This is a genomic window from Teichococcus deserti (assembly GCF_001982615.1).
Taxonomy (GTDB): Bacteria; Pseudomonadota; Alphaproteobacteria; order Acetobacterales; family Acetobacteraceae; genus Pseudoroseomonas; species Pseudoroseomonas deserti.
In genome coordinates, this window is record NZ_MLCO01000011.1 from 1 (window position 1) to 19,194 (window position 19,194).

Here is a 19,194-nt window from a genome sequence, read left to right on the forward strand (position 1 = left end):
CCGTCGGCCTGCTCGGCGCGGCGCCGCGCCGAGCAGGCCGACGGTGTAGGGATGCTCGGGATTGGCGAAGAGCCGGGCGGCCAGGGCGCGCTCCACCACCTGGCCGGCATACATGACGACGACCTCGTCGGCCTGGTCCGCCACCACGCCCAGGTCATGGGTGATCAGCACGGTGGCCGTGCCGGTCTCCCGCTTCAGCTCGGCCAGGAGAGAAAGGATCTGGGCCTGGACGGTGACGTCGAGCGCCGTGGTCGGCTCGTCGGCGATCAGCAGCTTCGGCCGGCAGGCCAGCGCGATGGCGATCATCACCCGCTGCCGCATGCCGCCCGACAGCTGGTGCGGATACTGGCGCGCCCGGCGGCCCGGCTCGGGGATATGCACCTGCTCCAGCGCGGCGATGGCGGCGGCCGCAGCCTGCCCCCGGGACAGGCCGCGATGCAGGCGGAGCGCCTCGGCGACCTGCTCGCCGGCGGTGAAGGCCGGGTTCAGGCTGGTCATCGGCTCCTGGAAGATCATCGCCATGGCAGGGCCCCGCAGGCGGCGGCGGGGCTCGGGCGGCAGCGCGGCGATCTCCTGGCCGGCCAGGCGGATGCTGCCCTCCACCCGGGCGCTGCCGGGCAGCAGGCCCATGATGGCCAGGCTGGTGACGGACTTGCCGCAGCCGCTCTCGCCGACGATGGCCAGCGTCCGGCCGGGATCGACCGCGAAGGCCACCCCCTGCACCGCCGTGAAGGGGCCGCGATCGGTGCGGAAGGTGATGGCGAGGTCGGTGACCTCCAGCGCAGGCGTCATGGGCCCCGTTGGCTTGCACGTTTCGCGCCAGAGGCTGTCACCGGGCCGCAACGACCGCAAGGGGCGGCCCGGGCGGCGGCCGCAAACCGATCATCCCCCCGCCTTAAAGAATAGATTTTCCATTCTTGAGCACAGCTGCAGATCAAGCAGAGTTCAGCGACAATCAAACCATCGCTATTGGACCATGTCAGCCGCCATCGCCACAACAATCCCGTCCAGAAGGCAGGAAAGGAAAGCAAGATGCTGTATGATGGCGATGATGGCTCCAACATCACTGTCTGGGCTGCCGAAGGTTTCTGGGGCGGCCAGGTTCCGATGCCCGAGCCGGTGGAAAGCCCGGAACAGGACGCCTTCCAGGCCGCGATGATCGGCTACTACTACCAGAATGCCTTCGACATGGCCGGCACGCCGGGCAGCAGCATGGGCGCGCTGACGCTGGGCGTCCTGGCCGGCACCGGCGTCGGCGAGAGCTCGGGCGGCAGCGTCGGCACCGTGACCATCGGCCCGATCGAGACGGTCTCGATCGAGGAGAATGCCGAGTAGCGCCGTATCGGGCGGGGGAGATCCCTCCCCCGCCCTGCTGCGTCAGGCGTCCTGCGGCATGCCGGTGGGGATCACCGTCCTGACCAGCGTGCTGTCGAGCGCCTCGTAGTCGTGGTAGCGGATGGTCTCGTAGAGCTGCGCCCGGGTCTGCATGCGCGCCAGCATGTTGTGGGTGCCGCCATCGGCCTTGATGGCGCCGTAGAGCTCCTCCATCGAGCGCGCCGCGACGCGCAGATGGCTGACCGGCCAGATCACCATGGCATAGCCCATGGCCTGGAATTCTTCCGCCGTGAAGAAGGGCGTGCGGCCGAACTCGGTCATATTGGCCAGCAGCTTCACCCCCGGCATGCGGCGGGCGAATTCGACGAACATCTCCTTCGTGGTCAGCGCCTCGGGGAAGATCGCGTCGGCGCCGGCCTCGAGATAGAGCTTGGCGCGGGCCACGGCGCCGTCCATGCCCTCGCTGGCGGCGGCATCGGTGCGGGCGATCAGGTAGAGGTGGCGGCGCGCCTTGCGGGCGGCAGCGACCTTGGCCGCCATGTCATGCGCGTCGGCCAGCTTCTTGTCGTTCAGATGGCCGCATTTCTTCGGCAGCAGCTGGTCTTCCAGATGGACGGCGGCGGCGCCGGCCTCCTCGAAGCTGCGCACCATGTGCATGACGTTCAGCGCCTCGCCATAGCCGGTGTCGCCGTCGACCAGCACCGGCAGGGCGCTGGCGCGGGCCACCTGGCGGATATGCCAGGCGACGTCGTCCACCGTGATCATGCCAAGGTCGGGCAGCCCCATGGTGGCGGACATGGCGGCGCCCGACATGTAGAGCGCCTCGAACCCCGCCTGCTTGGCCAGCAGCGCCGCGATGCCCAGATGCGCGCCGGGCATGCGCAGGATCTGCGGCCGCTCCAGCAGGGCGCGGAAGCGCTGGCCGGCAGGCGCCTCGGGCAGGTCGTCGGCGATCACATAGGGCATCGGACGTTGTTTCCCTGATTCGTTCAGACGAAGAACAGCAGCGTGGCCAGGGCGAAGGTCGGCACCAGGAAGACCAGCGCCCAGCCGACATAGCCGAAGAAGCTCGGCATCCGCACACCCTGCGCCTCGACGATGGCCTTGACCATGAAGTTGGGCGCATTGCCGATATACGAATTGGCGCCCATGAAGACGGCGCCGGCCGAGATCGCCGCCAGCACCGGCGCGCCTTCCGCCATCAGCCGCGCCGCGTCGCCGCCGGCCAGGTTGAAGAAGACCAGATAGGTCGGCGCATTGTCGAGGAAGCTGGACAGCGCCCCGGTCAGCCAGAAATAGACCCAGGGGACCGGCTGGCCGGCCGCGTCCGAGGTCAGCGCCACCAGGCTGGCCATCGGCCCGGCGGCACCCGCCTTCAGCATGGCCAGCACCGGCGCCATGGTCAGGAAGATGCCGGCGAAGAGCTTGGCGACCTCCTGCATCGCGTCCCAGCTGAAATCGTTCTCATGCCGCAGCGCCCTGGGCGTCAGCGCGATCGAGGCGAAGGTGATGGCCAGCAGCAGGCCCATGGCCACCAGCCGCTCGACGCCCACCGCCTGGCCGGCCAGCGCCACCTGCCCCGGCTGCCACAGCCCCTGCATCAGCACCACGGCCAGGACGCCGCCCAGCAGCGCCACATTGACCCAGCCGGAGATGGCCAGGCGCTCGCCGGGCGGCGCCTCGGCATGCTCGGCATGTTCCGCGGCCTCCGCCCCGGCCTCGACCTCGGCCTTCTTTTCACGGGCATAGGCGAGCGAGTCGATGACGAAGTAGATCCCGAGCAGCAGCACGGCACAGAACAGGAACTCGCCGAGCAGGTTCTGGGTGGGCCAAAAGAAAGACACCCCCTGCAGGAAGCCGAGATAGAGCGGCGGATCACCGAGCGGGGTCAGCACGCCACCGATATTGCTGACCAGGAAGATAAAGAAAACAAAGCTGTGCATGCGGTGCCGGCGGCCGGCATTGGCGCGCAGCATCGGCCGGATCAGCAGCATCGAGGCGCCGGTGGTGCCCATGACGCTGGCCAGCAGCGTCCCCACGCCCAGGATGGTGGTGTTGACCCCCGGCGTGCCGACCAGGTGTCCGCGCAGCAGCACGCCGCCGCCGGTGGTGAACAGCGCCAGCAGCAGGGCGATGAAGGGCAGGTATTCGGCCAGCATGACATGGGCGAACTCGTCCGCCGCGGCGCCCAGGCCGAAGACGGCGGCGAAGGGCACCAGGAACAGCGCGGTCCAGACCCCGGCGATCTTGCCGAAATGCGGGTGCCACAGCTTCGGCGCCAGCAGCGGCAGCAGGGCGATGGACAGCAGCAGCCCGGCAAAAGGCAGGCCCCAGGCCAGGCTGGTCATCGCCGGTCCGGCCTCCGCCGCCGCCGCCGGCCCTGCCATTCCCAGCAGCGCCGCCGCGCCGGCCACCCCCACCCCGCCCGCCTGGCGCATGCTGTTCTCCCTCGATCCGATCACCTCGGCCTACACCGGGACGCGGCGATGGTCAGCCCCGCCCTTCCCCAAGCCGCCCGGGCGCCCTAGCTTTCACCGCAGGACGCGGGACTGCATTCCGGGGAGACATGCGATGGAAATGACGGGTGAACGGCGCATCGAGGCGCCCCGCCAGACCGTCTGGGAAGGTCTGAACGACCCTGAGGTGCTGCGCGCCTCGATCCCCGGCTGCGAATCGGTGGAGCGCACGGCGGAGGACGCCTTCCAGGCGCGCGTCGCGCTGAAGATCGGCCCGATGGCGGCCAAGTTCACCGGCAAGGTGCAGCTGAGCAATATCAACGCGCCGGCCGGCTACACCATTTCCGGCGAGGGCAATGGCGGCGCCATGGGCTTCGCCAAGGGCGGCGCCGATGTGTCGCTGGAGGAGGTCGGGCCCTCCGCCACCCTGCTGAAGTACCAGGTCAAGGCCCAGGTCGGCGGCAAGATGGCGCAGCTCGGCGCCCGGCTGATCGACAGCACGGCCAAGCAGATGGCCGACCAGTTCTTCGACCGCTTCGCCGCCACGGTCTCGACCCCGGCCGCCAGCGAGCCCACCACCCTGCCGGACGGCACCCCGGTGCGGCCGAGCCACACCGCCTCGCTGCCCGAGGGCGCGGTGCCGACCCCGGCGCCGGGCACCGAGGTGGGCGACGCGACCCCGGTCGAGCGGCTGGGTGCCGCCACCCTGGTCGGCGCGGGCCTTGCCGAGCATTCCGGCGAGACGCCGCCCGGCGGCCGCCCGGCGCCCGTCAGCACGCCGGCCGGCCATGGCCATGCCGCCCCGCCGGCCCGCAGCTATGCCAAGCCCGTCGCGGCGCCGGCCCCGGCGCTCTCCGTCTTCTCGCTGCTGCCGGAGGAGGTCTTCGGCCTGCCGCTGCTGTTCTGGGGCGGCTCGGCGGTGTTCATGGTGGTGCTGTTCCTGCTCTTCGTGCTGGGCTGAGGCGTGGCTGGACCCTTGCCGGCCCCCGGCGTCCCGGGCTCCGTCGCCGAGACCGAGCGGCTGCTGGCGGCCGGCGGCTATGTCGCCGACCGGGCGCTGGCCACCACCGTCTTCCTGGCGCTGAGCATGGGCCGGCCGCTCTTCCTGGAAGGCGAGCCCGGCACCGGCAAGACCGAGATCGCCAAGGTGCTGGCGGGCGGGCTCGGCCGGCGCCTGGTGCGGCTGCAATGCTATGACGGGCTCGACCTCTCGGCCGCCGCCTATGAGTGGAACCATGCCCGCCAGCTGATGGCCATCCGCCTGGCGGAAGCGGGCGGGGACGCGACCAGCGAAGCCGGCATCTATGACCGCCGCTTCCTGCAGGAGCGGCCGTTGCTGGCGGCGCTGTCCGGCCCGCCGGCGGTGCTGCTGATCGACGAGCTCGACCGCGCCGACGAGCCTTTCGAAGCCTTCCTCCTGGAGATCCTGGCCGATTTCCAGCTGTCGATCCCGGAGCTCGGCACGGTGCGCGCGGAAACCCCGCCGATCGTCGTGCTGACCAGCAACCGCACGCGGGAGGTGCATGACGCCATCCGCCGGCGCTGCCTCTACCAATGGGTCGACTATCCCGACGCGGCGCGGGAACGCGCCATCCTGGCGCAGCGCATGCCCGGCCTGCCATCGGCGCTCTCGGCCCAGGTGGTGGATTTCGTCCAGCAGGTCCGCGGCGGCGACTTCTTCAAGTTCCCGGGCGTCGCCGAGACGCTGGACTGGGCCGCCGCCCTGTCCGCGCTGGACGCCACCGAGCTGGAGCCGGTGCTGGTCGACGAGACGCTGGGCGCCCTGCTGAAATACCAGGACGACATCGCCAAGCTGCGCGGCGCCGAGGCCGCCCGCCTGGTGGAAGCGGTGAAGCAGGCGCCCGCCGCCGCCCTGCCCTTCTGATGACAGAAGGGGGCGGCCGGCTCGCCGCCAACCTGCTGGGCTTCGGCCGGCTGCTGCGCCGCGCCGGGGTGCCGGTGGGCCCGGCCGAGCTGCTGGCGGGCGCCGAGGCGCTGACCCGCATCGAGCTCGGCGACCGCGCCCAGGTGCAGGCCGCGCTGCGCGCCACCCTGGTCCACCGCGCCGAGTTCTTTTTCCTGTTTGACCATGCCTTCGGGCTGTGGTGGCGGGCGCCGTCGAACCCGGACCTGGCGGGCGACGAGGAGGACGGGTCCGACAGCAAGCCGGGCGCCGGGGCGCGACGGCTGGCGGAAGCCTTGGGCGGCATGGCGCCGCCACCTCCTCCACCGCCGGAGGCCGAGAAGCGCGTGGATGCCAGCCTGAGCGTCAGCGCCGGCGAAGCCCTGAAAAAAATGGATTTCGAGGCGATGGACGCGGCGCAGCTGGCCGCCGCCCGCCAGGAGATCCGCCGCCTCGCCCTGCCGCTGGATGCCCGCCCGACCCGCCGCTTCCGCCCTGACCCGGCGGGCCACCGCGCCGACCTGCGCGCCACGCTGCGCGCCAGCCTGCGCCAGGGGGGCGAGATCACCGCGCTCCGCCACGCCGAGCGGGTGGAGCGGCCGCCGCCGCTGGTCGCCCTCTGCGACATTTCCGGCAGCATGAGCCGCTATGCCCAGGTGCTGCTGACCTTCCTGCATGCGGTGGCCAATGACCGCGAGCGGGTGACCACCTTCCTCTTCGGGACGCGGCTCACCAATATCACCCGGCAGCTGCGCCACCGCGATGCCGAGGTCGCCTTCCAGATGGTCGGCCAGATCGTCCCCGACTGGTCGGGCGGCACCCGGATCGGCGCGGCGCTGGACCGGTTCAACCATGAATGGGGCCGCCGCGTGCTGGGCCAGGGGGCGGTGGTGCTGCTGATCACCGACGGGCTGGAGCGCGGCGACGCCAGTGATCTGGCGCGGCTGGCGTCGGCCACCGACCGGCTGCGCCATTCCTGCCGCCGGCTGATCTGGCTGAACCCGCTGCTGCGCTATGCCGGGTTCCAGCCACGGCCGCAGGGGGTGCGGACCATGCTGCCCCTGGTGCATGAGCACCGGCCGGTCCACAACATCGACAGCCTGCGCGCGCTGGTGGCCAGCCTCTCCGCCGCCCCGCCGCGCCCTTCCAGGGGATCGGGTGCATGAGCGACCAGGACGATATTCTTTCCATTGCCGCCGGCTGGATGGCGGATGGGGAAACCGTTGCGCTGGCGACGGTGGTCGAGACCTGGGGGTCGTCGCCCCGCCCCGCCGGATCGCAGCTGGCGGTGACAGCGTCTGGAAAACTCGCCGGCAGCGTCTCCGGCGGCTGCATCGAGGGGGCCGTCGCCGAGGTCGCGCAGAAGACCATGGCCACCGGCGCGCCGCAGCTGCTGGATTTCGGCATCAGCGACGAGCGCGCCTGGGAGGTCGGCCTGGCCTGCGGCGGCAAGCTGAAGGTCTTTGTCGAGAAGCTGGAAGGGGCCCGGGCATGAAGGCGGAAACCTTCTCCAGGCTGCACGCCGCCCGAGCCCAGGGTCGCCCGGTCGCGCTGCTGACCCGCCTGCCGGACGGCGCCCAGCTTCTGCACCCCGACGACACCCTGCCGCCTGCCCTGGCCGGGGCCGCCGCCGCCGCGCTTGCCGCCGATGCCGCGCGGACCCTGTCGGTCGACGGGCAGGACTGGTTCATCCAGCCGCACAACCCGCCGCTGCGGCTGATCGTGGTCGGCGCCGTGCATGTCGCCCAGGCGCTGGTGCCGATGGCCGCCGGCCTCGGCTATGCGATGACCGTGGTAGACCCCCGCCGCGCCTTCGCCACCGAAGAACGCTTCGGCGCCCGCGTCACCCTGGTCGACGACTGGCCGGACGAGGCCATGGCGCGCCTCGCCCCCGACCCCCGCACCGCCGTCGTCACCCTGACCCACGACCCCAAGCTGGACGACCCGGCCCTCGAGGTCGCGCTGAAGAGCCCCGCCTTCTATATCGGCGCGCTGGGCAGCCGGAAGACCCATGCCAAGCGCCTGGCGCGGCTGGCCGAGGCCGGGCTGACCGGGGCCGACTGCGCCCGCATCGCCGCCCCGGTGGGCCTGGCCATCGGCGCCGTCACCGCCCCCGAGATCGCGCTGTCGATCATGGCCGAGGTCGTCGCCGCCCGCCGCGGCGCCGCGCTCGCCAGGCGCAGCGCGCCTGAACTGGAAAAGACATGATCTTCGGCCCCACCCGGCTGGACGACGCCCAGGGTGCGGTGCTGGCGCATACCCAGCGCCTGGCCGGCCGCGTGCTGAAGAAGGGCACGGTGCTGGACGCCGAGGCCATCGCCGCCCTGCGCGAGGCCGGCAAGCGCGAGGTCATCGCCGCCCGGCTGGAGCCCGGCGACGTTCCCGAGAACGAGGCCGCCCACCGGTTGGGCGAGGCGCTGCTGGCGCCCCTCCTGGCCCGCTCCCGCGCCGCCACCGGCCGGGTGAATATCCTGGCGGATTCCGCCGGGCTGCTGGTCGTCGATGCGGCGCTGGTCGACCGCCTGAACGCCATCGACGAAAGCGTCACCCTGGCGACGCTGCCGAACCACACGCCCGTGACCGCGCGCGAGATGCTGGCCACGGTGAAAGTCATCCCCTTCGCCGTGCCCGGCCTGGTGCTGCAGGTGGCCGAGGCGGTGCTGCGCGGCGGCACGGCGATGCAGGTGCATCCCTTCCGTCCGCTGAAGGTCGGGCTGGTGCTGACCGAGCTGCCGGGCCTCAAGGAAAGCATCATGGAGGGGGCCATCGAGGCCACCACCGAGCGGGTCCTGGGCCTTACCGGCAGCATGCTGCCGCCCGAGCGCTGCCGCCATGACGAGGCCGCCATCGCCGAGGCCCTGGCCCGGCTGCAGAAAGCCGGCGCCGAGCTGCTGCTGATCGCCGGCGCCTCGGCCGTCGTCGACCGCCGCGATGCCGGGCCGGCCGCCATCATCCGCGCCGGCGGGCGGATCGTCCATTTCGGCATGCCGGTCGATCCCGGCAACCTGATCTGCCTGGGCCGGATCGGCGAGACCCCGGCGCTGGTCCTGCCCGGCTGCGCCCGCAGCCCGAAGCTGAACGGCTTCGACTGGGTTCTGCAGCGCTTGTTCGCGGGCCTGCCCGTCGGCAGGAGCGAGGTCGCCGGCATGGGCGTCGGCGGGCTTTTGAAGGAGATCGAGCTCCGCCCGCTGCCGCGCGAGGCCGCGCCGCGCAATGCCCCTGCCCCCGGCAAGGCGCCGCGCCGGCCGCGCCAGGTGGCGGCGCTGGTGCTCGCCGCCGGCCGCTCCCGCCGCATGGCGCCGCTGAACAAGCTGCTGGTGGAAGACCGCGCGGGCCGCCCCATGGTCGCCCGCGTCGTCGCCAATGTCCTCGACAGCCGCGCCCGCCCGGTCGTCGTCGTCACCGGCCATGAGCGCGCCCGGGTGGAAGAGGCGCTGCAGGGCAAGGGCGTGATCTTCGCCGAGGCGGAGGACTATGCCGAGGGCCTCTCCGCCTCGCTGAAGGCCGGGCTCGCCGCGCTGCCGCCGGAGGCCGAGGGCTTCATCGTCTGCCTGGGCGACATGCCGCTGGTGACGGGCGCGATGCTCGACCGGATGCTGGCCGCCTTCGACCCCGAGGAAGGCCGCGCCATCGTCATGCCGACCTTCCGCGGCAAGCAGGGCAACCCGATGCTCTGGTCCCGCGAGTTCATCCCCGAGATGCTCGAGCTGACCGGCGATGTCGGCGCCCGCCACCTGGCCGGCCGGCATGCCGAGCGGGTGGTCGAGGTGGAGATGGGCGACGACGCCGTGCTGCGCGACTTCGACACGCCGGAAGCGCTGCAGACCGCGCCGGATTTCGCTGGCCGATGATCCTGGTCGCCCTCGGCGCCAACCTGCCCGGCGAGGACGGCCGGGCGCCGCGCGCCAGCTGCGAGGCCGCGGTCCAGGCCATCGCCGCCATTCCCGGCCTGCGGCTCGAGGCCGTCTCCCGCTGGTGGCAGACCGCGCCGGAGCCGCCCATGCCCGGCGCGCCCTGGTACGTCAACGGCGTGGTCCGCTGCGAAGGATCGCTGTCGCCGGAAGCGCTGCTCGCCGCCCTGCAGGCGATCGAGCAGGCCGCCGGCCGCCAGCGCCCCTTCCCCAACGCGCCGCGGACGCTCGACCTCGACATCATCGCCATGGGCGATCTGGTCCGCGAGCATCCCGACCCGATCCTGCCGCATCCGCGCGCCCATCTGCGCCGCTTCGTGCTGCAGCCGCTGATGGAGATCGCCCCCGGCTGGGTGCATCCCGCCCTGGGCCGGAGCGTGCAAGACCTGCTGGGGTCGCTGCCCGAAGCGGCCATGCTGCCGCTCTGAGCCGGATGGCCCCGGATCTCCCCTGGCCACCAGCGTGCTTGCCTTTCGCGGGTGCGGTGGCTATCTGACGGGTTCCGTCGGTATTGAAGTTGGAGGCCGCCCCATGGCCCGCGTTACGGTCGAAGACTGCATCCTGAAGATTCCGAACCGCTTCGAGCTGGTTCTGATCGCCGCCCAGCGCGCCCGCAACATCAGCCGCGGCGAAGAGCTGACGGTCGACCGCGACAACGACAAGAACCCGGTCGTCGCCCTGCGTGAGATCGCCGACGAGACCGTCTCGCTGGCCGAGCTGGAGCAGGACCTGATCAAGTCGCTGCTGCGCGCGCCGGAGCCGGAGCCGGTCGAGGAAGAGGTCATCGACCTGATCGCCACCGACGAGAACATCTTCGGCGTGATGGACGTCAACGACGAGCCGCTGCCGGATTCCGCCGGCCTCGAGGACCTTTCGCCCGACGACATCGAGGCGGCCATCGCCGCCGAGCTCGCCGGCGGCCGCCGCTGAGCCGGGGGCGCGCTTGACATCCGGCGCCGGGATCGATTCTACCCCGGCGCCTGGCGCGCCTGAAGGGCTGGCCGGCACCCCGGCCACGCCGACCGCTTCCGCGGCGCCCCCGCCGCCGGTCGCCATCCCGATCGAGACCCCGGGCACCGAGCTCGCCCGCCGCGTCGCCGCCTATGACCCGCGCGCCGATGTCGCCCTGATCGAGGCGGCCTACAACCTCGCCGCCACCGCCCATGCCTCCCAGAGCCGGGAGAACGGCGACCCCTACATCACCCATCCGCTCGCCGTCGCCGGCATCCTGGCCGGCTACCGGCTCGACACCGGCAGCATCGCCACCGCCCTGCTGCACGACGTGGTGGAGGATACCAGCTTCGGCCTGGCCGAGCTGGAGAAGCGCTTCGGCACCGACATTGCCCGGCTGGTCGACGGCGTCACCAAGCTGACCCGGCTGGAGCTGCAATCCGAGCGCACCAAGCAGGCGGAGAATTTCCGCAAGCTGGTCCTGGCCATGAGCGAGGACATCCGTGTCCTGCTGGTCAAGCTTGCCGACCGGCTGCACAACATGCGGACGCTGAGCTTCAAGCCGAAGCCGGAAAGCCGCGCCCGCGTCGCCCGCGAGACCATGGAGATCTATGCGCCGCTGGCCCAGCGCATCGGCATGGACGCGGTCAAGACCGAGCTGCAGTCCCTCTCCTTCCGCGAGCTGCAGCCGGACGCCTACCAGACCATCACCGCGCGCCTGGCCTTCCTGCGCGGCCAGGGTGCCGACCTGATCGACGAGATCGCCGCCGACCTGAAGGCCAAGCTCGCCGCCGCCGGCGTGCCGATCCTGGAAGTGAACGGGCGCGAGAAATCGCCCTATTCCATCTGGCTGAAGATGCACGAGAAGAAGGTCGAGTTCGAGCAGCTCTCGGACATCATGGCCTTCCGCGTCGTCACCAACGACCGCGCCAACTGCTATGCCGCGCTCGGCGCCATCCACTCCGCCTATCGCGTGGTCCCGGGGCGGTTCAAGGACTACATCTCGACGCCCAAGCCCAACGGCTACCAGTCGCTGCACACCGGCGTGACGGTGCCCGAGCGCCGCAACGCCAAGATCGAGGTGCAGATCCGGACGCCCGACATGCACGAGGTCGCCGAATACGGCGTCGCCGCGCATTGGATGTACAAGCAGGGCGCCGCCGACGAGACGCCCAAGCGCCGCCGCTACCCCTGGGTCCGCGAGCTGCTGGAAATCCTCGAGACCGCCGCCGAGCCCGGCGACTTCCTCGAGCACACCAAGCTGGCGCTGCACCAGGACCAGGTCTTCTGCTTCACGCCGAAAGGCGACCTGATCGCCCTGCCGCGCGGCGCGACCCCCATCGATTTCGCCTACCAGGTGCACAGCCAGGTCGGCGACGCCTGCGTCGGCGCCAAGATCAACGGCCGCATCGTGCCGCTGCGCCACCAGCTGGAGAATGGCGACCAGGTCGAGGTCATCACCGCCCGCGGCGGCACCCCCAACCCGGCCTGGGAACGCTTCGTCGTCACCGGCAAGGCCAAGGCGCGCATCAAGCGCTTCGCCATGGCCCGCCAGCGCAGCGAGTTCCAGGAGCAGGGCCGCAGCGCCATCGCCCGCGCCTTCCGCCAGGAAGGCCTCGACTTCGCCGAGAAGCTGGTCGAACCGGCGCTGAAGGCGCTGAAGCAGCCCGGCTTCGAGGAGCTCTGCGTCGCCGTCGGCAACGGCAATATCGGCGCCCGCGAGGTGCTGCACGCCGCCATCCCCGAGCTGCGCGGCCCGCCGCGGCCGATGGACGTGCTGCCGCTGGCCCGCGCCCGCGGCAAGCCCGGCGCCACCGTCGTCCGCACCGAGCGCCGGCGCGAGGCCTCCTCCGGCATCACCGGGCTGGTCGCCGGCATGGCGGTGCAGTTCGCCGGCTGCTGCCATCCCGTGCCGGGCGACCGCATCGTCGGCATCGTCACCACCGGCAAGGGCGTCACCGTCCACAAGAACGACTGCCACAACCTGGAAGCCCTGGCGGCGACGCCGGAACGCTTCATCGACATCGACTGGGACTACGAGGCGGGCTCGGCCGGGGCGCATCTGGGGCGCCTCGACGTGCTGACCAGCAACGAGGATTCCGCCATCGCCGCCATGACGGTGGCCATCGCCAAGCAGAACGGCAAGCTGCACAACCTGCGCTTTGCCCATCGCGCCGCCGATTACGCGGAAGTGGTGGTCGACCTCGAGGTTTCCGACCTGCGCCACCTGTCCAACGTCATCGCAGCGCTGCGCGCCTGCCCCGGCATCATCCAGGTCGAGCGCAGCAAGGGGTGACGCGCCCCCCGTGCGGCAGTATCCAGGGGCGGGAGTAACCAGACGCCATGATCATCGGCCTCGGCAACGACATCATCGACATCCGCCGCATCGAGAAGGTGCTGGCCCGCCACGGTGACCGCTTCCTCGAGCGGATCTTCACCCCGGCCGAGCGCCGCAAGGCCGACAGCCGCACCGAAAGCCTGCGCGCCGCCACCTACGCCAAGCGCTTCGCCGCCAAGGAAGCCGCCTCCAAGGCGCTGGGCACCGGCTTCCGCCAGGGGGTGTTCTGGCGCGACCTGGGCGTCGTGAACCTGTCCACCGGGCAGCCCTCGCTGCGGCTCTCGGGGGGTGCTGCCAGGCGGCTCGACGCCATCACGCCGCAGGGACACGGGTCGCAGATCACCCTGACCATGACGGACGAATACCCCTATGCGCAGGCGGTGGTGATCATCTCCGCGGTTCGGATCGCGCCGATCTGAGAGAAGCAAGGCCAGGGGAATGAATTCCCCTGGACCCCTTCTTTTTTCTGTCGGTGCTGCCGCGCGCATTTACCACAGGACGTCGACATCCGGCTTCACCGGGGCGGCGACCTCGGCCTCGCCCAAGGCCTGCTGCAGGTCGATCTCGATGGTGCGGCAGATCGCGCTCATCGGCACGTCGTTCACCGCATTCTCGAACGGGTCCTGAAGGTCGCGGCCGATCTGCTCGAAGGCCAGCAGCATGAACCCCACCACGGTCGAGGCCAGCGGGGTGAAGAACTCCAGCTGGTCGACCAGCCCGATCGGCAGCAGCACGCAGAACACATGGCAGAAGAAGCGCGGGAACAGCGTGTACTGCCGCGGCAACGGCGTGTTCTTGATCCGCTCCATGCCGCCCTGCGCATTGGAGAAATCGACCATCAGCCGCTCGATCTGCACCTGGCGGTACTCGCTGACCCGTCCCTGCCGCGCCGCCTCCGCCAGCAGCCGCGCCGAGCCGTTCAGGATGGCGTTCGGCAGGTTGGCCTGGCCGCGCAGCGCCGCCGCCTCCGACGCCGTCAGGAAGCGCGAGGCCTCGGGCCAGGGATCCTGCCGCCGCAGCGCGCAGCGCAGCGCGTGGACATAGGCGATCTGCCGGCAGACCAGCCGGCGTGACAGCTGCCGGCCCTCCGCGCTGTCCTCGAGGAAGCTCAGCGCCTCCCGCGCATAGGAGCGCGAGGCATTGACCATCGCCCCCCACAGCGTGCGCGCCTCCCACCAGCGGGCATAGGCGCTGTTGTTGCGGATCCCCAGGAACAGCACCAGCGCCGAGCCCAGCAGGGGCAGCGGCAGCACCGGCAGGTCCCAGGGCGTCGCCTCGCTGTGCAGCAGCGAGTAGGACAGGGTGATGGCGATGTCCCAGACCAGGAAGATGACCAGCGGCCATCCCAGGTAGCGCAGCATCCGGTGGAACTGCGTGCGGGTTGGAATGATCATCGGGCGGGGGGCCGCTCCTGTGTTCTTTCCTCCCTTGAGCCGGCTTGAACGCCCTGCCCCTCGTAAGGTTGTGTATCGGTCTCAGGAGGCGCGGATGACGTCCCGGATCCGCCGCATCGCGCCGGCGCCGTCCACCACGATGACGTCGAAGCGCATCCCCGCCGCGCCATGGCCGGGATGGGCCGCCAGCCAGATTTCCGCCGCCGCCCAGAGCCGCGCCTGCTGCCGCGGCGTCAGCGCCCCGGCCGCCGCTGCCAGCGTCGCGCGCTGCTTCACTTCGATGAAGATCAGGAGACGGTCGCGCTCGGCGATCAGGTCGATCTCGCCGCCGCCGCTGCGGTAGCGCTGCTGCAAGATCTGCCAACCCTCTGACGACAGGCGCTCGGCGACGCGCGCCTCGGCCCGGCGGCCCCGTGTCTCGGCCTCGGCGCGGGAAGGTCGCGGCATCGCCCCAGTCTTCACGCGGTCGCGACTCCGCGCAAGCCGGGCTGCGGGATGCCCGGACTTGTCCTACACCGGGAGCCATGCAGAGACGCCCCGGCCGGCTGCGCCGTTTCCTCAAGCGTGGCCTGATCACGGCCATGCTCCTGGTGATCCTGGTGCTGGCCGGCGCCGGCGGGCTGCTCTGGCTCAGCCTGCCGCCGCGCGAGGGCCGCATCGACCTGGCCGGCCTCTCGGCCGAGGTCACCGTGCTGGAGGACGCCCAAGGGGTTCCCCGCATCACCGCGGCCAACGAGCTGGACGCCGCCCGCGCGCTGGGCTGGCTGCATGCCCGCGACCGCATGTTCCAGATGGAGCTGATGCGCCGCAACGCCTCCGGCCGCCTGGCGGAGATCGCCGGCGCCGCCGCGCTGCGGCTCGACCGCATGAACCGCACCCTGGGCCTGGCCCGCCGCGCAGAGGCCGACTTCGCGGCCCTGCCCCCCGAGACCCGGGCCATGCTCGAGGCCTATGCCGGGGGGGTGAATGGCTGGATCGAGGCCAAGGGCATGCTGGCCGCGCCGGAATTCCTGGCGCTCGGCGCGCCGGAGAAGTGGCAGCCCTGGCAGAGCCTGCTCTGGGCCAAGACCATGGGCCTCTGGCTCTCCGGCAACTGGCGCAACGAGCTCGACCGCGCCCGCCTCGCCCAGCGAATCGCGCCCGAGCGCCTGGCCGAGCTCTGGCCCTCCGACGACACGCCCGGCCGCCCCGACCAGGTCGCAGCGCTCGACCCCGGCATGCTGGACCGCCTGGCCGCCGCCATCCCGCGCTTCCCCGAGGACGCGCCGCTGCCCAGCTCCGCCTCCAATTCCTGGGCGCTGTCGGCGGCGCGCTCGGAAAGCGGCGGCGCGCTGCTGGCCAACGACCCCCACCTGGGCTTCCAGGCGCCCATCCTCTGGTACCTGGTGCGGATCGAGCTGCCGGACGGCCGCTTCCTGGCCGGCGCCTCCTCGCCCGGCGTGCCCTTCGTGGTGATCGGCCGCAACGAGCGCCTGGCCTGGGGCTTCACCACCACCCATTCCGACACCCAGGACCTCTTCATCGAGCGGCTGGCCGGCGCCGACGGCTACGAGACCCCGGATGGCCCGCGCCCCTTCACGCTGCGGGAGGAGCTGATCCGGCTGCGCGGCGTCGCCGAGCCCGAGACGCTGACGGTCCGCGAGACCCGCCACGGCCCGGTGGTCAGCGACCTCGGCGCCAGCTTGGGCGCCACGCCCCAGCCCGGCACCGTGCTGGCCGTCGCCATGGCCAATCTGGAGCCGGGCGACCGGGCGGCGGCGGGCATGCACCGGCTGAACCGCGCCGGGTCGCTGGCCGAGGCGCGCCAGGCGGCCGAGGCCATCACCTCGCCGCCGCAGAACCTGATGGTGGCGGACGCCGCCGGCGGCATCGCCATGTACCTGACCGGCCGCGCGCCGATCCGCCGCGCCGGCGACGGCGCGCTGCCAGCGCCCGGCTGGGACGGCAGCCATGACTGGACCGGCTTCGTCCCCTTTGACGAGATGCCGCATGCCGAGAACCCGGCCGGCGGCGCCCTGGTCAATGCCAACAACCGCGTCCAGCCCGCGGGGGCCGAGCCCTATCTGGGCCGCGACTGGTTCGGCGACTGGCGCTTCCGCCGCATCCACGAACTGCTGGGCCAGCGCCGCAAGCACCGGCCCGAGGACCTGGCCGCCATCCAGCGCGACGCCCAGAGCCTTTTCGCCGAGGAACTGCTGCCGGCGCTGCGCGCCATCCCCCGCCCGGCCGGCGCCGCCGGCGTGGCGCGCGACCTGCTGCTGGCCTGGGATGGCGAGATCGCCATCGACCGGCCGCAGCCGCTGATCTTCAACGCCTGGTGGCCGATCGCCGCGCGGCTGGCCATGGCCAATGGCGGCGTGCCCGAGGGCGGCTGGCCGGTGATGGGCGAGTTCCTGCGGCTGGTGCTGAACCCTGACGGCCGTGGCGCGCATTGGTGCAAGCCGCAGGGCGAGGCACAGCCGCAGCCCGTCCCCGCCTTCGGCCAGGGCGGCGCCTGCACCGCACTCGTCGCCACCGCACTCCGCCAGGCGGTGGAGGAGCTGTCGCCGGTGCATGGCCCCGATCCCACCGCGTGGCGCTGGGGGGCGGCGCACCGCACCCGTTTCGAGCATCCGCTGCTGCGCTTCATCCCGGGCCTGGGCGACTGGACGGCGATCAGCCTGCCCAGCCCCGGCGACGACCAGACCGTGAACCGCGGCGGCATGGGCCATGCGATGGAGGGCGACTTCCGCCAGGTGCACGGGCCGGGGCTGCGGATGGTGGCCGACCTGGCCTCGCCGGACGGGATCTGGGCGGTGATCGGCACCGGCCAGTCCGGCCATCCGCTGTCGCCGCATTGGGGCGACCAGGCGCGGATCTGGGCCGGGCTGGCGCCGGACGGGGTCAAGCTGCTGCGGCTGGGCGCGGTGCCGGAGGCCTCGGGCGGCAGCCTGATACTCGCCCCGCAGTAGCCAAGCAGGGCGAGCGCGTTCAATTCTGCCGCCCGGGGCGCGGGCCCCGCTTCTCCCGTTGCGTCCAGGCGCGCGGCCCGCGACACTGGGGGGCAGAACCATGCTGCACCGTTCCACCAAGCGCCCCCAGTTCTTCTACACGACCGCGCCGCTGCCCTGCCCGTATCTGGCGGGCCGGACGGAGCGGAAGATCGTGACCGAGCTGACCGGCCCCGATGCCGAGCCGCTGCACGACCGCCTGTCGCGCGCCGGCTTCCGTCGCAGCCACAACATCGCCTATTCGCCGGTCTGCCCGGGCTGCAACGCCTGCATCCCGATCCGCATCGATGCGGCCCGCTTCACCCCCGACCGCACCCAGCGCCGCATCGCGCGCGCCAATGCCCTGCTGCGCGGCGAGACCGTCCCCGCCCGCGCCACCGCCGAGCAGTTCGCGCTCTTCCAGCGCTACCAGAAGGCGCGGCACCAGGATGGCGACATGGCGGCCATGGGCTTCTACGACTACCGCGCCATGGTCGAGGACACGCCGATCACCACCGGGCTGATCGAGTTCCGCGACCCCGACGGCCAGCTGCTGGGCGCCTGCCTGACCGACTGGCTGAGCGACGGCCTCTCCGCCGTCTATTCCTTCTATGAGCCGGGGCTGGAGAAGCGCTCGCTTGGCACCTATGCGGTGCTCTGGCTGGTCGAGCGCGCGCTGCAGCTCGGCCTGCCCTATGTCTATCTCGGCTACTGGGTGCCGCTGAGCCGCAAGATGGCCTACAAGGCCCGCTTCCAGCCCAGCGAGATCCTGCTCAGCGGCGCCTGGCGGCCGATCGAGGCCTATGCCGGCCCGACCCTGGAGCCTGTGGGTCAGCCGGGGGGTCAGCCGGGGGGTCAGCCGGTGGTCGCGCCGTAGGGCCAGCCGCCCAGCCAGAGCGTCTCCGCGACCGTCTCCGCCCCCGCCGCCAGCATCGCCAGCCGGTCGAAGCCCAGCGCGATGCCTGCCGTCGGCGGCATGCCATGCGCCAGCGCGTCGAGGAAATCCTGGTCCACCGGCCAGCCTTCGCCATAGAGGCGGTGCCGCTCGGCGACGTCATGGGCGAAGCGACCGGCCTGCTCGGCGGCGTCGGTCAGCTCGTCGAAGGCATTGGCCAGCTCAATCCCGGCGACGAAGAGCTCGAAGCGCAGCGCCGCCCGCGGGTCAGCCGGGTCGCGCCGGGCCAGCGCCGCCTGGGGTGCCGGCCAATGCGTCAGGAAGGTCGGGCGGTCGCGGCCGAGCTCCGGCTCGATCCGTTCCAGCAGGATCCTGAAAAAAAGATCCTCCCAGCCTTCCTCGCCGCGGGGGGCGATGCCGACCGCGCTCGCCGCCGCGCGCAGGGCCGCGCCGTCGCCTTCGGTCGCCAGGATGTCGAGGCCGCCGACATATCGGGAAAAGGCTTCGGCCATGGTCAGGCGTTCGAAGGGCGCGGTGAGGTCGGTGGTGACGCCGCCATGGGTGACCCGCGGCGGCAGGACAAGGCGAAGAAAATCCTCGGTCTCGTCCATCAGCCCGTCGAGCGTGGCGCCAGGACGATACCATTCGAGCATCGTGAATTCGGGGGAATGGCGCGGGCTGACCTCGCCGTTGCGCCAGACGCGGGCCAGCTCGAAGACCGGGCCGCAGCCGGCGACCAGCAGCCGCTTGATCGCCAGCTCCGGCGAGGTGCGCAGCCAGAGCGGATAGGCGCCCTCGCCCAGGATCGGCCTGAACTCGCTGCGGAAGGCGGCCAGATGCACCTCCATGCCCGGCGCCGGGACCAGGGCCGGCGTCTCCACCTCGGCATAGCCGCGGGCCGCGAAAAAGGCGCGGGTCTCCGACATCAGCCGCGTCCGCCGGCGCAGCGCGGGCAGGCGTTGGGCAAGACTTTCCGGGTGCCAGGACGGGAGGCTGGGTTGCGGCGGGCGATCGGGCATTGCGGGCTTGGGGCCTCTGGGCG

19 protein-coding genes are annotated in these 19,194 nt (G+C 71.8%); 13 read left to right on the forward strand and 6 right to left on the reverse strand.

Annotated elements, in window-relative coordinates:
- The coding region (locus tag BKE38_RS01605) for an ABC transporter ATP-binding protein (RefSeq protein ID WP_076955628.1) at positions 1 to 792 on the reverse strand (792 nt) is incomplete at its 3' end.
- Between the two features lie 240 nt (positions 793 to 1,032).
- Here BKE38_RS01605 and BKE38_RS01610 point away from each other — a divergent pair.
- Positions 1,033 to 1,335, forward strand: coding sequence for a hypothetical protein (locus BKE38_RS01610; protein WP_131829456.1), 303 nt, complete (start codon positions 1,033 to 1,035; stop codon positions 1,333 to 1,335).
- A 42-nt stretch (positions 1,336 to 1,377) separates the two neighbouring features.
- Here the strand turns inward: BKE38_RS01610 and prpB are convergent, their stop codons facing one another.
- Together prpB and BKE38_RS01620 are read right to left on the reverse strand one after the other, a co-directional pair.
- Positions 1,378 to 2,301, reverse strand: a complete 924-nt coding sequence (gene prpB / locus BKE38_RS01615) for a methylisocitrate lyase (RefSeq protein WP_076955630.1) — start codon at positions 2,299 to 2,301, stop codon at positions 1,378 to 1,380.
- Positions 2,302 to 2,324: 23 nt separating this feature from the next.
- Positions 2,325 to 3,773: a sodium:proton antiporter gene (locus BKE38_RS01620; protein ID WP_076955631.1), complete on the reverse strand. Its 1,449-nt coding sequence runs from the start codon at positions 3,771 to 3,773 to the stop codon at positions 2,325 to 2,327.
- Positions 3,774 to 3,906: 133 nt separating this feature from the next.
- Between BKE38_RS01620 and BKE38_RS01625 the strand changes: the two genes are divergently transcribed.
- The 10 genes from BKE38_RS01625 (at position 3,907) to acpS (ending at position 13,313) form a co-directional block, all read left to right on the forward strand.
- A complete protein-coding gene (locus BKE38_RS01625; RefSeq protein ID WP_076955632.1) occupies positions 3,907 to 4,752 on the forward strand; it encodes an SRPBCC family protein in 846 nt (281 codons plus the stop codon).
- A gap of 3 nt (positions 4,753 to 4,755) precedes the next feature.
- Positions 4,756 to 5,676 carry an AAA family ATPase gene (locus BKE38_RS01630; RefSeq protein ID WP_242662130.1) on the forward strand — a complete coding sequence of 307 codons (921 nt, stop codon included), beginning with the start codon at positions 4,756 to 4,758 and terminating at the stop codon, positions 5,674 to 5,676.
- Entirely contained in the window at positions 5,676 to 6,860 is a 1,185-nt protein-coding gene (locus BKE38_RS01635; RefSeq protein ID WP_076955634.1) for a vWA domain-containing protein, read from the forward strand. Before BKE38_RS01630 ends, BKE38_RS01635 begins: the two co-directional genes overlap by 1 nt.
- On the forward strand, positions 6,857 to 7,189 hold the full coding sequence (locus tag BKE38_RS01640) for an XdhC family protein (protein ID WP_076955635.1): 333 nt from the start codon (positions 6,857 to 6,859) through the stop codon (positions 7,187 to 7,189). The genes BKE38_RS01635 and BKE38_RS01640 overlap by 4 nt, the downstream gene beginning before the upstream one ends.
- Positions 7,186 to 7,902: an XdhC family protein gene (locus BKE38_RS01645; protein ID WP_076955636.1), complete on the forward strand. Its 717-nt coding sequence runs from the start codon at positions 7,186 to 7,188 to the stop codon at positions 7,900 to 7,902. Before BKE38_RS01640 ends, BKE38_RS01645 begins: the two co-directional genes overlap by 4 nt.
- Entirely contained in the window at positions 7,899 to 9,545 is a 1,647-nt protein-coding gene (locus BKE38_RS01650) for an NTP transferase domain-containing protein (protein WP_076955637.1), read from the forward strand. The genes BKE38_RS01645 and BKE38_RS01650 overlap by 4 nt, the downstream gene beginning before the upstream one ends.
- Positions 9,542 to 10,033 carry a 2-amino-4-hydroxy-6-hydroxymethyldihydropteridine diphosphokinase gene (gene folK, locus BKE38_RS01655; RefSeq protein WP_076955638.1) on the forward strand — a complete coding sequence of 164 codons (492 nt, stop codon included), beginning with the start codon at positions 9,542 to 9,544 and terminating at the stop codon, positions 10,031 to 10,033. Before BKE38_RS01650 ends, folK begins: the two co-directional genes overlap by 4 nt.
- Before the next feature lie 103 nt (positions 10,034 to 10,136).
- Positions 10,137 to 10,535: a DNA-directed RNA polymerase subunit omega gene (gene rpoZ, locus BKE38_RS01660; RefSeq protein WP_076955639.1), complete on the forward strand. Its 399-nt coding sequence runs from the start codon at positions 10,137 to 10,139 to the stop codon at positions 10,533 to 10,535.
- Between the two features lie 13 nt (positions 10,536 to 10,548).
- Complete coding sequence (locus BKE38_RS01665) at positions 10,549 to 12,852, forward strand: RelA/SpoT family protein (RefSeq protein WP_076955640.1); 2,304 nt, start codon at positions 10,549 to 10,551, stop codon at positions 12,850 to 12,852.
- Positions 12,853 to 12,899: 47 nt separating this feature from the next.
- Complete coding sequence (gene acpS / locus BKE38_RS01670) at positions 12,900 to 13,313, forward strand: holo-ACP synthase (protein WP_076955641.1); 414 nt, start codon at positions 12,900 to 12,902, stop codon at positions 13,311 to 13,313.
- A gap of 69 nt (positions 13,314 to 13,382) precedes the next feature.
- On the opposite strand, the gene BKE38_RS01675 is transcribed toward acpS, so the two are convergent.
- On the reverse strand, positions 13,383 to 14,288 hold the full coding sequence (locus BKE38_RS01675; protein ID WP_076955642.1) for a bestrophin family protein: 906 nt from the start codon (positions 14,286 to 14,288) through the stop codon (positions 13,383 to 13,385).
- An 81-nt stretch (positions 14,289 to 14,369) separates the two neighbouring features.
- Positions 14,370 to 14,735, reverse strand: a complete 366-nt coding sequence (locus tag BKE38_RS01680) for a YraN family protein (RefSeq protein ID WP_076955643.1) — start codon at positions 14,733 to 14,735, stop codon at positions 14,370 to 14,372.
- A 134-nt stretch (positions 14,736 to 14,869) separates the two neighbouring features.
- Here BKE38_RS01680 and BKE38_RS01685 point away from each other — a divergent pair, with 134 nt between their 5' ends.
- Positions 14,870 to 17,239 carry a penicillin acylase family protein gene (locus tag BKE38_RS01685; protein ID WP_242662131.1) on the forward strand — a complete coding sequence of 790 codons (2,370 nt, stop codon included), beginning with the start codon at positions 14,870 to 14,872 and terminating at the stop codon, positions 17,237 to 17,239.
- Positions 17,240 to 17,339: 100 nt separating this feature from the next.
- On the forward strand, positions 17,340 to 18,134 hold the full coding sequence (locus BKE38_RS01690; protein ID WP_076955645.1) for an arginyltransferase: 795 nt from the start codon (positions 17,340 to 17,342) through the stop codon (positions 18,132 to 18,134).
- On the opposite strand, the gene epmA is transcribed toward BKE38_RS01690, so the two are convergent.
- Positions 18,113 to 19,171, reverse strand: a complete 1,059-nt coding sequence (gene epmA / locus BKE38_RS01695; protein ID WP_076955646.1) for an EF-P lysine aminoacylase EpmA — start codon at positions 19,169 to 19,171, stop codon at positions 18,113 to 18,115. The two genes, BKE38_RS01690 and epmA, sit on opposite strands and share 22 nt — an antisense overlap.
- Positions 19,172 to 19,194 lie beyond the last annotated feature (23 nt).